Here is a 13,506-nt window from a genome sequence, read left to right as displayed (position 1 = left end):
CCGCTCAGCAGGCCTTGACCGCAACCTAATCACAAGAAAGAAACAGGAACGGATTCTACATCCAAACGGCCCGGATCAAGGGGCTGGGTCATCGCATTTTCGCCCTTAGGGTCGATAACGACGACTGATCCAGAGTAGGACAGGAGGTTCGGGATAATCTGACTGGTCCCTTTTCCCGAACGTGTCGGTGCGACGGTCAGCAGGTGTTTGTCACCATTATACTCAATCGATTTAAGCGTATCTTCTTGCCAGCTTTCACCGATGTAGAGGCCACCATTTTCGAAGAAACCCGCTTCTTCAATGTCCTCGCCAGTTGCCCAGCGAGAAGAGCCAAAGGTTTTCGGAGGTTCGCTAAAACTCCGAACCGCATTACGAAGCCAGAAGCCAATGGCGAGGCAGAAGCCGACAATGGCGATTAGCCACATCAGGCTCCATCCAAGCGCCGATCCATCCACAACTGCGATCAGGAATGATAGGCTCGCCACACCTAAGAAGAAGTATCGACGAAGCATCTTTGCATGGGATGAGAGGACTCATCCCATCACAAGCCCACTCCCCACGGCGAAGCCCATGAACACGAGGCGCGTAAAATGCGCTTCGAATGGGTAGACGAGAAACGGTGTCTCTGGTTGCAGAATGAAAATTGATCGGCTGACCAGATACAGTGCGACCAGCACCAAAACCGCAGTCAAACCTGCGATGACGCGGAAATCTTTGAGTTTTTCCATTGAATACCCTTTGACTTAAAGAGAGAGGTCTGGCCCGCGATCTCGTGATCGACTGGGCGATGAATTTTGCAATGCCTTGATTGATGTGCGGATTTTCTGCGCGATGAGGGTGCGTTCCATTTGATGTTTTCGTCTCAGATTTTGGAATTCTCGCTGCAATGCGCGTCGTTCCTTCATCTGTTCCACCACTATGAAGTCGCGTTGTTGCTGATCACGCTTTGCAGCCTTGCGAGCATCCAGCTCGTTTTGTTGGTGAATAGATTTGGCTTTGCCAGTCAGACGATCAAACAAGCCGCGCATGCCTTTGTTCAGTCGGTCAGAGCGCAGCTTAGTTTCTTCCGTCCAGCGTTTCTCTTGCCCCGCTTTGAGCTTCTGACGCTCTTCTCGATGGGCATTCTTCATATCCCGTAGCTGGTCGCGCAGTGGATCAAAGTCACAGTTCTGACGGTCTTTGATATCGCGGATGTAACCGCGCATTTGATCTGTGACTTTGGAGCGGATGGTTGAGCGGGTTTCATCGACAGACGGAAGGATTTCAGGTGAACCAAGTTTCGCTTTCACATCTTTGGCTTTGAGGCCTGTCCATTTCGAAATGGCGTAGACATTGCCATCAACATCCAACGCCACAAATCCACGACGATCTCCACGGGCGAGAAAGTAGCCGCGATCTTCAAGAGCGTTCTTGAAACCGATCTGGCTGTCACAGCGTTCCCACGCTTGCTGGAACGTCTGTTTGATCTCACGTGGATCAAGCCCTTGGCGTTTGGCCTGCTGCCATTCTTCCAGAGTGAAGTTCAGGGGTGACTTGTTACCATAGCTCGCCAGACCATCAGGCAATTGCCACCCATGATCCAAAAACAGATCACGGGACAAATCCCGCAGCTTGTTTTTGAAGTGAGGCAGGTTGATTGCCTTCATTTCGTCCGCGTCGATCCGTGACCACACCACATGCGCGTGGCGACGACCTTCTTTCTCATGCATGACAATTGCACGGGGCTGATCAGTCAGTCCCAGTTGTTGTTCTGCGCGGTCTGCTGCCTCAAGGAAGTCTTGCTCAGTGGCGATGTGATCTGTTGGTGGGTTCAAACTGAGGGAGAACATAAACTGCTTACATTGTGTGGCCTTGGAAATTGCGTGCATCTCGGCGAGCGCACCATGAAGTTGATTGCTTGAAAAATCTCGCAACTCTAAGCATGACACATGCTCATTGTCACGATCATTCATCAGATGGTCTGCTAATGCCTTTGCGCCCGAACGCTGGAAACCTTTGAGGATCATTGCTTCACCCCCAAGGCTTCCATCAATGTCGTCCGTATCCATGCCACTTCGGCGACTGCGCGTTTGAGGTCTTCTTCCAACACGGGATCGACGATCAGAGTGCCTTGGTTGAGATGTTTGGCGATTTGATTGAGGTTGTTGGCCTGTCGCGTTTGCCCCAGACGCGCCAGCACTTCGGCAAGAAGCTGTTGCTCCGCAACAGGTGGTTTCCGCCGCTTCCGATATTTGGGAGCTTCAGCGGCAAAAACCACAGATTTAATATAAGCCGACAGCGACATGCCCCCAGCCTGAGATTCAAGCTGAGATCGTTCCGCAGGGGTAAGGCGCAATGAAAACGGTGCGAGGCGGCTCATGGGCGTGGCCCTCGCAGGATATTCTTGTCATCCTTGAGGATGTCATTCCAACGCTCAAGTTCTTGGAAAACCTCTTCTAAATCGGGCTTTTCTTCACCTGCAGATGAGTTTGGACAAACTCCATCTGACCGCACCACATCCGCAAATCATACTGTAGTGAGTTTTGAACGCCTCTTTCTTGGGGCGATCTGCTGCCATTAGCGCCAGGTTGTATCCAGTGCGTCAAAGGCGGCGGCAACGTTTGGGTCAGATATTCTTGAGGCCAGGGCAACAAAACGAAGCGATGTGTCTATTTTTACAGTGTTGGAGATGACAAGCCCTCGTGACTGCATTTCTTCAAGGGCGATGGACTCTCTGCAGAGGCTTAAGCCAATGCCTGATCTCACCATGGCGAGCATGGACGGTTCTTGATCCACGAGGCAGACGGGAGTCGGTTGGCGTGCTGGGTCGGGATAGACTTCTGCGAGTAAGCGATTGTGCACAGAATTTCTGGGGGTGCCGATCCAAGGCATTGTGGCCAGCTCTCGCCAGTCTTTGTTGGAAATGCGTTTGCCCCATCCTGCGGGAGCAATAACGCGATAGGTGAATTGCGTCAGTTCCTTCTGGTGAAACAGAGATTCAGAGGCGCCCTCTGTCTTGCTTTCATAGACGTCCAGATCGCCGAGAAAAAAGCCGACATCTACCTGACCGTCCAGCAGTCGGTTGATGACTTCTCCACTCATACCATGCACCAGTTTGGTTTGCAGGTCAGGGTAGCCCTCTACCAGAGCTGCGAGAAAGGTTCCAAGGCGAATGAAATCGGGATCTACAATGGTGCCCAGTTTCAATGTGCCGCGCACATTGCCGTTAATACGCCGTGCGGTTTGGCCAAATTCCGCAATTGCGGATTGCACCTTTTCAGCTTTGGCGACAAGCGCTTCGCCGTCTCGCGTGAGCTCAACGCCTTTTGCAGTGCGCGTGAACAGCTCTAGTCCTGTGTCTTGAGACAGGCGTTTCAATTGTAGGCTGACCGCAGGTTGGGTCAGGTGCAATCGTTTGGCTGCGCGCGAGATGTTTCCTTCCTGCGCTACCGCAACGAAGGCGTTCAGAATTCGGATGTCAGTGACTGGCTTCATATTAATTTCAATTATAATACCTCGCGCAATTAGTCATTGGATTTGTTGGCAGGCCTTGGAGAAAACGTATCAAAAGCCAAGGAGGAGGCGTGCAATGACGACGACCGAAATCGGCCATTACATCAATGGTCAGCCTTTTGCAGGTGCCCGCACCAAAACCCAAGATGTATTCAATCCCGCGACGGGGGCCATGACGGGTCAGGTTGATCTCGCCTCGGTTGAGGATGTCGATGCTGCAGTTGCGGCCGCAAAGGCGGCCTTTCCAGCTTGGTCCAACGTTCCGCCTATTCGGCGCGCGCGTTTGATGAACAAGTTTTTACAACTTCTCAATGAACGCAAAGAAGAGCTGGCACATGCGATCACTGCTGAGCATGGCAAAGTCTTTACGGATGCCTGTGGTGAAGTAGAGCGCGGCATTGATATTGTTGAGTTTGCATGCGGCATTCCGCAGCTCCTCAAAGGGGATTTTACAGATCAGGTCTCTACAGGGATTGACAACTGGACCTTGCGCCAGCCGCTGGGTGTTGTTGCCGGTGTAACGCCATTCAATTTTCCAGTGATGGTGCCGATGTGGATGTTCCCTGTGGCAATCGCAGCGGGCAACACTTTTGTACTCAAACCTTCTCCGACCGATCCAACAGCGTCTCTGCTATATGCTGAACTTATGAAGGAGGCTGGTTTTCCTGATGGTGTGTTCAACGTAGTTCAGGGGGACAAAGTGGCTGTTGACGCTCTTCTTGAGCATGAAGATGTCAAGGCAATCTCGTTTGTAGGCTCCACGCCAATTGCAAATTATATCTACGAAGTCGGGGCGCGCCACGGCAAGCGTGTACAAGCGCTCGGAGGGGCTAAGAACCATATGTTGGTGATGCCCGATGCAGATCTCGATAAGGCCGTAGATGCGCTTATGGGGGCTGCGTATGGTTCGGCGGGTGAACGCTGCATGGCCATTTCTGTTGCCACTCTGGTGGGGGATGTGGCTGACAAAATCGTTCCAATGATCAAAGAGCGCCTGAAAGACCTCAAGGTGAAAAACGGGGTCGAGCTCGACGCCGAAATGGGACCGATTGTCACCAAGGCCGCACAGGAACGCATTCTTGGATATATTGACAAGGGCGTTGAAGAGGGGGCGGATTTGATCGTGGATGGCCGCGGCTTTTCCGTTGAAGGCCATGAAGAGGGGTTCTGGGTTGGAGGGACACTCTTCGACAATGTGACGCCAGATATGACGATCTACAAAGAAGAGATCTTTGGTCCGGTCCTGTCGTGCGTACGAGTGGAAAGCTTCGCAGAGGGCGTACAACTGATCAATGACCATGAATATGGCAATGGTGTCAGCATTTTTACACGCGATGGAAATGCGGCGCGTGAATTTGGCCGTCAGATTCAAGTGGGTATGGTTGGCGTGAACGTACCAATTCCTGTCCCCATGGCCTGGCATGGCTTTGGCGGCTGGAAGAAAAGCCTCTTTGGCGACACCCACGCCTATGGCGAAGAGGGCGTACGTTTCTACACCAAGCAGAAATCAATCATGCAGCGTTGGCCTGAAAGCATCTCAAAGGGTGCCGAATTCACAATGCCTGTCGCCAAGTAACCGGAAACCGGTGGGGAGGAGGAAAACGATGCAGAAAGCGGATGATGAAAAGCTGGAGGGCGGTCCTCTTTCCGGGATCACCGTTCTTGACTTCTCGCGTGTGCTGGCTGGCCCATACTGTACCATGGTGTTGGCTGATCTGGGCGCGCGAGTCATCAAGGTTGAAAAATTCGGGACAGGCGACGATACGCGCGCCTTCCCACCCTTTGTTGACGCCGAAAGCGCCTATTTCATGTGTTTCAATCGCGGTAAGGAAAGCATCGTTTTGGATGTTAAATCCCCGCGCGATCGGGAGCTTCTGGAAAGGTTGCTGGATACGTCTGATGTGTTGGTGGAAAACTTCCGTCCCGGCGTGATGGATCGGTTGGGCTATGGGGCTGAACGGCTCGCCAAAACGCATCCACATCTGATCTATGCTTCCATTTCTGGTTTTGGCCATTCTGGCCCTATGACCGATTTGCCCGGCTACGACATGGTTGTGCAGGCGATGGGGGGAGTGATGAGCCTCACAGGGTGGCCCGGGCAACAACCGGCCCGCGTCGGCACCAGTTTTGGTGATCTCGGAGCGGCCTTGTTTGGCGTCATTGGCATTCTCTCAGCGCTTTATAAACGCACCAAAAATGCGCAGGGGGAGCGCGTGGATATTGGCATGCTCGACTGTCAGGCCGCGCTTATGGAAACCGCTTTGGCACGGTACGATGTTGAAGGTGTTGTGCCGACGCGTACTGGTGATTGCCATCCCTCACTGGCTCCTTTTGAGACTTTTCAGGCCCAGGATGAGCGATTTGTGATTGCTGCGGGCAATGATCAGTTGTTCTTGCTGATGGCGGATGCATTGAACGCGCCTGAATTGGCTCTGGATCCAGATTTTGCTTCCAATGATCTGCGCGTGCGCAACCGACCCAAGATGGTTGCAGCGATCGACGCCGTCACCTCGCAAATGCCAGTGCAGCATTGGCTTGATGCACTCAATGAAGCTGGTGTGCCCTGCGCGCCCATCAACACCATTGACCGCTTGCTGGATCACCCACAGCTTCTGTCGCGCAATATGATTGTTCAAGTGGAAGGCGAGAGCAAAAAGCCGTTTCGCACGGCAGGTAATCCCATCAAGCTGTCAGCCTACAAGGAAATCGACCCAAACACGCCGCTGGTGGCACCGGGGCTAAATGAGCACCGAGAAGCCATTCTGGCTGAAAAGATGGCCGGGTTTGAAGCCTATGATCACAACCACTCTGCCCGCGCCAAACAAGACAAGGATGCCCCCGCTGAGGGCACGATCTGGACCGAATTCGGTCTGAAACGCTGAAATCAGATTTCGGGAGGACACACATGACCACACCTAAAGCCAAATCCAAGACGGAAGCTTCAAAGAAAGAGGCGACAGCTGTCCGCACCTCTTTGGAAGAGATCATCGTAGAACGTCGTGAAAGCGTGGGCCTGATCACGTTGAATCGCCCCAAAAGCCTTAATGCTCTCAACCTTCAGCTGGCCGCAGAAGTGATGCAGACGCTTAAAGAGTTTGATGCGGATGACCGTATTGGTGCGATTGTGATTACAGGCAGCCCCCGCGCGTTTGCAGCAGGTGCAGACATCGAAGAGATGGCGCAAAAGCATCTTGTTGATCTTCTGGCCAGCGACATTTTTGCGGATTGGGATCACATGCGGTTTATCAAAAAGCCGGTGATCGCCGCGGTGAGTGGATTTGCCTTGGGAGGTGGGTTTGAACTGGCGCTGATGTGCGATTTCATCATTGCGAGCAACGATGCCCAATTTGGTCTGCCGGAGATACGTCTGGGTATTTTGCCCGGGATTGGTGGATCGCAACGTTTGACCAAGTCAATCGGCAAAGCTCTGGCAATGGATTTGATCTTGACCGGGCGCACAATCGGAGCAGAGGAAGCCAAGAGCGCTGGCATCGTAGCCCGCGTTGTCCCAACCGAAGACTTGCTGCAGACTGCGCTTGAAGCAGCACATCAGATTGCGGGCTTGAATGCGCCTGCCGTGACCATGGCCAAAGAAGCGGTAAACCATGCGTTGGAGAGCGGTCTGACATCGGGTGTCCTGCATGAACGCCGTCTCTTCCAGGCTGCATTTGCGACGGATGGGCAGAAAGAAGGCATGGCCGCGTTTATCGCCAAACGCGCCCCTGTTTTCCGTAATCGGTGATGCCATGAACGAGCAGGCCATGGACGATGTCATCGTTGATAAAAAGGGGAGGGCTGGTGTTATCAGCCTGAACCGACCTAAGGCGATGAATGCACTCAATTTGAGAATGATCCGTGCCATTGATGCTGCGCTGACATGGTTCCAAAAGGACGCAGAGCTAGACTTTGTTGTGCTTCGCTCAAACCATGGCCGGGCATTTTGTGCAGGCGGTGACATGAGGGCGGTGCGCGAGCTTGTACTGGCGGAGAAGTTTGCACAAGCGGAACGGTTCTTCGAAGAGGAATATGCGCTGATCAAACGGATTGCGACCTTTGAAAAGCCCTATATTTCTTTGATTGATGGTGTCTGCATGGGGGGCGGACTGGGGCTCAGCGTGCATGGTGACTACCGTATTGCAACTGAACGGGCTCTTTTTGCGATGCCTGAGACAATGATAGGGTTTTTTCCCGATGTTGGAGGTAGCCATTTTCTGTCACGGATGCCAAGTCACGCAGGGATCTGGATGGGGCTGACAGGTGCCTCCGTGCGCGGTTTTGATGCTCATGGCTTGGGGATTTCCACCCATATGACAGTGGCGGACTGTATGGGGGATTTGTTTGATGCGCTTTGCTACGGGGATGCAAGGCTTCCTGATATATTGGACGAGTTCTGCGCGTCCTTAGGATATCAACCAGATACGCTGCTTTTGTCTGATACCACCCATTGCTTTAATCAGCCTACGCTCTGTAGCATTATGGACTGTCTGGAGAAACATACGAGCAAGCGTCGAGAGGTGGCTCTGAATGTCTTGAGAAAAGCGTCTCCGAGGAGTTTGCAAGAAACTTTGACCTTATTGCGCAATGGCCAACATCTTTCTCTGGTCGAATGTCTCGACCGAGAGTTGGAAGCGATGAGGCGTGCCATTCGTCATCCGGATCTGGCGGAAGGTGTGCGCGCAGTCTTGGTCGATAAGGATCATGACCCCAATTGGGCGTCCTTTCACAACATCATTGATAGCGGCGTGATTGCCCAAGAAAACCAAAGGTGACGAGATGACACAGAATAAAGAAAACTTTGACTATGTGATCGTCGGCGGCGGTTCTGCGGGATGTGTTTTGGCCAATCGTCTGTCTGAAAACCCAAAAAACAAAGTGCTCTTGTTGGAAGCTGGCGGTAAGGACAACTACATCTGGATCCATATTCCCGTGGGTTATCTTTATTGTATGGGCAATCCCCGCACGGATTGGGGATTTCAGACTTCAAAACAAGAGGGATTGAATGGTCGTGCTCTGAACTATCCTAGGGGCCGTGTGCTTGGCGGATGTTCGTCGATTAATGGCATGATCTACATGAGGGGTCAGGCACAGGACTATGACACTTGGCGGCAAATGGGGAACCCGGGCTGGGGCTGGGATGATGTTCTGCCGTTCTTCAAAAAGTCAGAAGACTACTACGCTGGCGCCGATGACATGCATGGTGCAGGCGGTGAATGGCGGGTTGAAGAGCAGCGGCTGACCTGGGAAATTCTCGATGCCTATCGCGATGCAGCCGAAGAGGCTGGCATTTCTAAGGTTGAAGATTTCAATCGGGGTGACAACGAAGGATCCGCCTATTTCCGCGTCAATCAGCGCAAGGGCTGGCGCTGGAACACATCCAAGGGGTTCCTGCGCCCTGCGATGAAGCGCCCTAATCTCAAAGTTGTCACCAATGCACAAGCAAGGCGTGTCCTGTTTGATGGCAAAAAGGCCAGCGGCGTTGAAGCGGATGTCAATGGAACCGTGATGCAATACCGCGCCAACCGAGAGGTGATCTTGTCAGCCGGTGCCGTTGGGTCGCCCCAACTTTTGGAGCTCTCCGGAATAGGCAATCCAGCGGTGCTGAAACAGCATGGCATCGATGTTGTGCATCAAAACGACTCTGTGGGTGAAAACCTTCAGGACCACCTTCAAATCCGATGTGCTTTCCGTGTTGAGGGCGTAAAAACACTGAACCAACGCGCCGGGTCACTTTTGGGGCGGATGGGCATTGGCTTGGAATATATGCTCAAGCGCTCTGGGCCGATGTCTATGGCGCCCAGTCAGCTTGGGATCTTTGCCAAATCAGGACCAGAGGTGGAAACCGCGGATCTCGAATTTCACGTTCAGCCGCTGTCGCTTGAAAAATTTGGCGATCCTCTGCATCCGTTTCCTGCCTTTACCGCCAGCGTTGTTCCTTTGCGGCCGACCAGCCGCGGTTCGATCCATATCACGTCCCGAGACCACAAGGTGCAGCCAGCAATCGATCCGAACTATCTTAGCACAGAGCTCGACAAGCTTGTCGCGGTGCGTGCCATTCGTTTGGCGCGGGAAATTGCAGGGCAGACCACGATGCGGAAATACAACCCGTCAGAGATCAAGCCCGGTTCGGTCTACCAATCCGATGAAGACCTCGCAAAAGTGGCTGGAGATATTGGGACGACAATTTTCCACCCGGTTGGGACATGTCGAATGGGGCCGGATGAGACCGCTGTGGTCGATCCGGAGTTGCGGGTAAAGGGGGTGGAAGGGCTTCGTGTCGTAGATGCCTCGGTGATGCCGACAATCACTTCAGGCAATACCAACTCACCCACGATTATGATCGCAGAAAAAGCGGCGAGTTTCATCTTGTCTGCCTGAATGAGGCCCATCATGGCCGGCAGCCCACGGGATAACGTAAGAGACCATATGGAGAATTCTCCATATGGTCTCTTTGCTGTTTGATGGATAGGCAACAGATGTTCGCAATTTTAGGACGCGTGTTGACTATGATGCCGCTTCATACCTCTACTTTGTTTGTTCTGTTTCCGTGTTTACAGAAAGCACGCAAGCAGGGTTTTTGCTAAAGCACGTCAGATTGCTTGCCTGATTTCCCCATGAGGCATGTGGTGAGGGACTTTGAGAGGTCATTGTTTATGTCCCATGATCTCTGTGTGTGGTATCCTTCGCTTTGATCTGTTGGGGTGGATTGTAGTCGATCCCTTGTTTGGTGCTGAGTGGTGCCTGACACTGGGAAAAAGTAATTTTATCAGAAGTTTGAGTAGCTAATTGAACCTCATGAGAACCCATCTGTTGCCGGCATAGATTTGTCTGTAGGTATCAGCCTGAGATATCGGCTCTGCGAAATGCAGGAACCTGCTGACAAATTGGCCCTTAACAAGATGGCAGCCTTGCTCATGCTTTTGGGCGGCTGGATCGCTGAATTGACGATTGTTCTCATGAGGTGTTTTTAGACCCACCCCAATGGGGGGGATGCCTAAGCGCCGTGATCGTGTCTGAGCTGTGACATCTGACCCTTGCTTTTTTAAACAGGGCGGGTAGATCGTCGTTGTATTGACGATTTTCCGACTGCTATCATGTCCTCTCCTTTCGATATTATGGTGCAGCTAACCGAAGCACCAACACTCCAAGACAAACACAGATTGTTTTCTGACTTCATGGAAGCGGAATACGGCTATATTGGCGTCAACTACGGCCTGTTTTTGGACACGCGGTCGGTGCATGCAATCCACAACAATCACCTTTCGATGCGCAGAGGTTTGCCAGAAGAATGGCGTGAGATCTATCAACGCAATCGGTTTGCTCAGGATGATTTTGGGATGTTGATGGGCGCGCTGAGCAATGCGCCTATCTTGCAATCCAACTTCTATCGCATGTTGGATGACGGTGCTTTGCAACCTCAATTTTCCCGCGTTATCAGTGGTGTGCGTGACTTTGTGTCCGCAGGCATTGTGTTGCCGCTCAAGATAAATGGCCTAAGAGGGATCGTAGGCTTGTTTGATCCAACGGGTGATTGTGTGAAGCATGACGCGCGGCTGGAGCGAGATTTGCCGGTCATTCAGGCGCTTGCCAATCAGTTGCATCTTTGTAGTGACTGGTCTGATCAACTGATTGCGCAGATGGGGGTGAGCGAGATGAACCTTCGTGTTTTGCGGCTCAAGGCACAAGGTTTGCGGGTGAAAGAGATCCTGCATGAAATTGGGCGGGACAATCCCAAAACGGTCGATAACCACATGATGCGCCTGCGCAAGGTTATGGGCACCCGCAATGATTTGGAAACGATGCAGCGGGCCGCACGGATCGGATTGCTCAAGGATCTTGATCGACAAAAGAGTGAAGATGTAACGCGATGGGCTGAGAGACTGGGGTTGCCCTAGAGGACATGGCAGAGCTCAAGCGCAGTTGCCATACCGTATGCTGTGATCATGAAAAAGACTGGCGTCGTAGATTTATGAAAAGTTTCGCCTGATAAGATGTTGCGAGGGGCCGAAGACAAAGATGCTGTATTTTTATAAACGCATTTGGAAAGCCACGGGCAGGGTGCAAATGTTACTTGTGGCGCTGTCGCTCATCGTAGCGGCGTTGGCAGCAGTGCCGTTGCAATTTCAAAAAGACATCATCAACAGTCTTGGGCCCGACCTGCAGATGGAGCACCTCCTGTGGATGTGCGCTGGCTACTTTGCGGTGATCGTGGTTACGAACCTGTTCAAGTTTGTCCTGAACTACAGAAGTTCTCTGTTGGGGGAAGCCACGATCCGTCGCATCCGCACCGCGATCTATGACGCGCGACAAAACACCGATGCCGATTTGCCAATTCAAACAGAATCCAGTGGAACCGTCGCGACGATTATCGCTGCGGAAGCTGAGGAAGTAGGGAGATTTGTTGGCCAAGCGGTGGCAAATCCTCTTGTGCAGGTTGGTACGTTGGTTTCTGTCATTAGCTTTGTCGCTTCAACGCAGTCTTATCTTGGGGCGTTTCTCGTGGCCATCGTCGTGCCGCAGGCTTTGATCGTGTTTTTGCTACAGGAGAAGGTCAATCGTCGTGTTAAGGCACGGACTTTGGTTCTGCGTCGTGCAACTGGCACTATTTCAGATGAGGCACTGAGCAGTGCAGTGGCAGCGGCCAAAAGCGTCATGCAAGATTTCGATGAGATCTATAAGACGCGCAGAGGGATATTTAAGCTCAAGCTTTCTATGAAATTTGCCATGAATGTTCTCAGTGGCATTGGTCTTGTGGGTATTCTGATGATTGGCGGCGTGTTGATGATGCAAGGTCGTAGTGACATTGGAACCGTCGTTGCCGCCTTGTCCGCTCTGGATAAAATCAACGGTCCCTGGCGTTTGCTGCTTGGATTTTACAAAGAGCTGAGTGCCGTGCGTGTAAAGTTTGATCTCATCGTTGGAGAAAGCCTGTCTCAGCGTGCTTGATGTGTCTTGAAAAACAAAAAGCGCCCTGAGGCGCCTTTGGGATTTATATTTCGCCCAATAAGGGGTTACCGCCCCCAAGTCCGCACGGGTCCGCAATCCATATGCACGAAGTTGGAGCCTGAGTAACGACCCACGCCGCCTGCACGACAGGCTGCAGCTGCGCGCGCCATTTGACTGACAGAGCGGGAGGACAGACGCAGATCCGCCGCCTGACCTTTCATATGCAAAGAGTTTTTGGCAACCCCGCGGGACCGGGAGCGCAGCATGGCATTGGTTTTCGGACTGCGATAGCCGGATAGAAGCATGTAGGGCTCACTGGCATCCATGAGGTTGTGAGACGCTGCCATGATATCAATTGTGCGAATGTCGATGTTGATCACGTCATTCGTGCGCCAGTCGCGCATAAACGCATTCACTTCTTTCACAGCGTCCTTGATGTATTTGCCTTCGACCCAATATATCGTGTCGATCCGCTCACCGGTGCGACCGGAGTACATGCGGATGCGCCGAACGTCGCCACCGCCACGCAGAAAACCCGCTGCTTTGGAGTAGGTCGGAGCTGCAACCAGCGTAGTGGCTGCGAACGCACCCAAAAGGGCACGACGTGTCATGCTCATAGAGCCGTCATTCTGATCGTTCATTGTTTCAGCGCCTGTCCCGTCGCTTACCTGCCACCGCGATGTTACGCGGTTGTGTTCATCCTCATCCCCTCAGATGTACCGAATTTATGGCACACAAGAATTTTTACACCAAGGCTTCTTTTCTTGCTTGACGAGGGAAAGCCCTAAATTTCGGCGAATTTCTGCTTAATAGATGAACAAAGAGTTTCCAAAAATTGTATGGAACGGCGCGGCCTCGATGCAACAGTCTCCAATTGCATCATGTTCTTCGAGAACTTGTGATTGGACAGGCAAGACGCTAGGGAGAACTCTATTGGAAATTTCGTCCTGACTTTTGGAAGTATCACATGTTGCTACGGGTGCGCGCGCTTTTCTCACTCAGCTCTTTAGGGGCTGTAATCTCGGCTTTTCTCATTTTTTCAACCGCTGCACAGGCCTTCCCTGCATTCAA

At 52.4% G+C, this 13,506-nt stretch carries 13 protein-coding genes; 7 read left to right on the top strand and 6 right to left on the bottom strand.

What is annotated here, in order from left to right; translation table 11 throughout:
• Window positions 1–29: 29 nt before the first annotated feature.
• The 5 genes from SHM7688_RS07815 to SHM7688_RS07795 all read right to left on the bottom strand — a co-directional run bounded on the left by SHM7688_RS07815 (window position 30) and on the right by SHM7688_RS07795 (window position 3,474).
• The gene (locus SHM7688_RS07815) at window positions 30–425 is read right to left on the bottom strand and encodes a type IV secretory system conjugative DNA transfer family protein (protein ID WP_158500678.1); all 396 of its coding nucleotides are present in this window, start codon (window positions 423–425) and stop codon (window positions 30–32) included.
• Between the two features lie 108 nt (window positions 426–533).
• On the bottom strand, window positions 534–728 hold the full coding sequence (locus SHM7688_RS07810; protein ID WP_058239384.1) for a hypothetical protein: 195 nt from the start codon (window positions 726–728) through the stop codon (window positions 534–536).
• 15 nt (window positions 729–743) lie between these two features.
• Entirely contained in the window at window positions 744–1,952 is a 1,209-nt protein-coding gene (locus SHM7688_RS07805; RefSeq protein WP_267885338.1) for a relaxase/mobilization nuclease domain-containing protein, read from the bottom strand.
• A gap of 50 nt (window positions 1,953–2,002) precedes the next feature.
• The gene (locus SHM7688_RS07800) at window positions 2,003–2,359 is read right to left on the bottom strand and encodes a plasmid mobilization protein (RefSeq protein ID WP_058239382.1); all 357 of its coding nucleotides are present in this window, start codon (window positions 2,357–2,359) and stop codon (window positions 2,003–2,005) included.
• Between the two features lie 197 nt (window positions 2,360–2,556).
• On the bottom strand, window positions 2,557–3,474 hold the full coding sequence (locus SHM7688_RS07795; protein WP_058239381.1) for a LysR family transcriptional regulator: 918 nt from the start codon (window positions 3,472–3,474) through the stop codon (window positions 2,557–2,559).
• Between the two features lie 94 nt (window positions 3,475–3,568).
• Between SHM7688_RS07795 and SHM7688_RS07790 the strand changes: the two genes are divergently transcribed.
• The 7 genes from SHM7688_RS07790 to SHM7688_RS07760 all read left to right on the top strand — a co-directional run bounded on the left by SHM7688_RS07790 (window position 3,569) and on the right by SHM7688_RS07760 (window position 12,435).
• On the top strand, window positions 3,569–5,068 hold the full coding sequence (locus SHM7688_RS07790) for a CoA-acylating methylmalonate-semialdehyde dehydrogenase (RefSeq protein WP_058239380.1): 1,500 nt from the start codon (window positions 3,569–3,571) through the stop codon (window positions 5,066–5,068).
• 28 nt (window positions 5,069–5,096) lie between these two features.
• Window positions 5,097–6,374 carry a CaiB/BaiF CoA transferase family protein gene (locus SHM7688_RS07785; protein ID WP_083498988.1) on the top strand — a complete coding sequence of 426 codons (1,278 nt, stop codon included), beginning with the start codon at window positions 5,097–5,099 and terminating at the stop codon, window positions 6,372–6,374.
• Window positions 6,375–6,397: 23 nt separating this feature from the next.
• Window positions 6,398–7,234, top strand: coding sequence for an enoyl-CoA hydratase-related protein (locus SHM7688_RS07780; protein ID WP_083498987.1), 837 nt, complete (start codon window positions 6,398–6,400; stop codon window positions 7,232–7,234).
• A gap of 19 nt (window positions 7,235–7,253) precedes the next feature.
• Window positions 7,254–8,261, top strand: a complete 1,008-nt coding sequence (locus tag SHM7688_RS07775; protein ID WP_158500677.1) for an enoyl-CoA hydratase/isomerase family protein — start codon at window positions 7,254–7,256, stop codon at window positions 8,259–8,261.
• Window positions 8,262–8,265: 4 nt separating this feature from the next.
• Window positions 8,266–9,867 carry a GMC family oxidoreductase gene (locus tag SHM7688_RS07770; protein ID WP_058239387.1) on the top strand — a complete coding sequence of 534 codons (1,602 nt, stop codon included), beginning with the start codon at window positions 8,266–8,268 and terminating at the stop codon, window positions 9,865–9,867.
• Window positions 9,868–10,583: 716 nt separating this feature from the next.
• Window positions 10,584–11,384, top strand: a complete 801-nt coding sequence (locus tag SHM7688_RS07765; protein ID WP_058239378.1) for an autoinducer binding domain-containing protein — start codon at window positions 10,584–10,586, stop codon at window positions 11,382–11,384.
• Window positions 11,385–11,505: 121 nt separating this feature from the next.
• A complete protein-coding gene (locus tag SHM7688_RS07760) occupies window positions 11,506–12,435 on the top strand; it encodes an ABC transporter transmembrane domain-containing protein (RefSeq protein WP_058239377.1) in 930 nt (309 codons plus the stop codon).
• Window positions 12,436–12,500: 65 nt separating this feature from the next.
• On the opposite strand, the gene mepK is transcribed toward SHM7688_RS07760, so the two are convergent.
• A complete protein-coding gene (gene mepK, locus SHM7688_RS07755) occupies window positions 12,501–13,076 on the bottom strand; it encodes a peptidoglycan L,D-endopeptidase MepK (RefSeq protein ID WP_223229178.1) in 576 nt (191 codons plus the stop codon).
• Window positions 13,077–13,506: the final 430 nt, after the last annotated feature.

This window comes from Shimia marina (assembly GCF_001458175.1).
Classification (GTDB): domain Bacteria; phylum Pseudomonadota; class Alphaproteobacteria; order Rhodobacterales; family Rhodobacteraceae; genus Shimia; species Shimia marina.
This window is presented reverse-complemented; position numbering and strand designations above follow the sequence as displayed.